The organism is Thiothrix caldifontis (assembly GCF_900107695.1).
Taxonomy (GTDB): domain Bacteria; phylum Pseudomonadota; class Gammaproteobacteria; order Thiotrichales; family Thiotrichaceae; genus Thiothrix; species Thiothrix caldifontis.
In genome coordinates, this window is the sequence record NZ_FNQP01000058.1 from 1 (window position 1) to 1,659 (window position 1,659).

Consider the following 1,659-nt stretch of genomic DNA (forward strand, 5'->3'; position numbering starts at 1 on the left):
CTGGTGCTTGCGATGCCTGATTATCCCACAAAATGGCGGTTCGGAGGGTTTTTCTACAGCCTCAACGTCTCGTGTGACGGGCGCGGCGGGGAGTAAGTCGTTAAAAATCGCGGGCTGTCACCGCGTCCGTCGTCGACACACTCGTTATACTCTTATTGCTGCTTTTGACCATGTAACATTACTTGATGAGGTAGAATCATTTTTTTGTAATATACCTTTCTCTCTCATTCTGGAAAATATAGATGATATTGTTGAAGCATTTCTAATTCCTGTAAGATCGCGAACTTGCTTATTATTTATCTCTCCGAATTTATCTAAAAATTTCATTATAACTTCATCAGGAGGATAGTTTAGCTCATGTCTAATTGTTACCTTTAAGAAATTGCCGTCTTCAATTATTTCAGGCTCTTTTTTTCTTATTGCTTTCATTTTTTGGAATGCTGTATTAACACCTTCCCCTAAGTCTTTATTAGGGGCATTAGGGTATCTTGATAGTAATCGCACTAATTTTGAATTCCTGCTAAATCTATTATCTAAAATATTAGTGACTTTTACAAATCCAGGTAGTCGTCCAGGACTTTTTATTTCAACTCTATCATTAAATATGCCGATGAAGATATTGTCTGATATTGAATAATCTCTATGCAATACTGCATTAACTAACAATTCCCATATTGTTTCTTTTGGGTAAGATATTATTTTTAAGCCATCCAGTGTCCATACTTGATTCTTCTCAAACAACTTAACCATAATATTGTAAGCATCGTTGATTTGATGATAAATTGGTTTTTCTATTGAGAAAATATCGTTAGTTAAATCGTCTCGTTCAGGGTCTTCATCAGTAGTATCATATCTAGCTATTTTAATAGCACATTGCTTGGTTAAAATGGCAGAAGGATTTTCTGCAAAAAGTAACATAGATGCTACACGTGGAGTCCAATTTTTATCAACTAAATTTTGTTTGATTAGCAAATCCAAAGGTTCTATGTTATCTGATGGAAGATGACTAATAAATTCAGCAAGATAGGTTGATGACTCTAATTCATCAATAGATGCATCAGGTGTCAATTCGTCTTCGTATGAACGTTGCCCTTTAGCATAAGCTAATTCTGAAATTCGTAAGTTTCCTTTTAACTCTAAAGATTGTGCGCCTTGTCTTACAATTACCTTTTTTTGTGCTGTTTCATGAACTTGGCGACCTTTTTCAATAGTTATTAGTAAAACGTAACCACTAATATTATCTTGTCTCAAAAAAGCACATCTATATTCTATTATTGGCTCTATTTCATTTAAAGCCTGAATTATTGGGTTAAATTTTTCGATCGACTCGACAGGTTTCCATCTCTTAAAGGCTTCATGTTCTTCTTTCTCGTCTGCAATGCCTACAACAAACTCACCACCATCAGCGTTGGCAAAAGCAACCGCAATTTTCTGAACTTTATCTCCTTTTATTCCATATGCTTTTCTATCGAAAAAGTGATCTTCATCTCTAGTGCAATAAAATAGAGCATCTTTTTTTGAAAGCTTTCTTATTTCCATAAGTCCTTTGTAGTGTTGGTTTTGTATAACGAGGGTGTAGAAAAACCCGAATCTGATCATCCCATCCAGACCGGTCAGTCATTTTTTTGAACACCCCATACGGCTGACAGGCTTCTTCAC

1 protein-coding gene is annotated in these 1,659 nt (G+C 35.5%); it reads right to left on the bottom strand.

Going from position 1 to position 1,659, the window contains the following annotated elements:
- Positions 1-144: 144 nt before the first annotated feature.
- A complete protein-coding gene (locus tag BLV87_RS18895; RefSeq protein ID WP_093071204.1) occupies positions 145-1,539 on the bottom strand; it encodes an RNA-binding domain-containing protein in 1,395 nt (464 codons plus the stop codon).
- Positions 1,540-1,659 lie beyond the last annotated feature (120 nt).

Bases quoted from the DNA above. Each gene is read 5' to 3' on its own strand.
- BLV87_RS18895 (WP_093071204.1), bottom strand. From the start codon at position 1,539: ATGGAAATAAGAAAGCTTTCAAAAAAAGATGCTCTATTTTATTGCACT.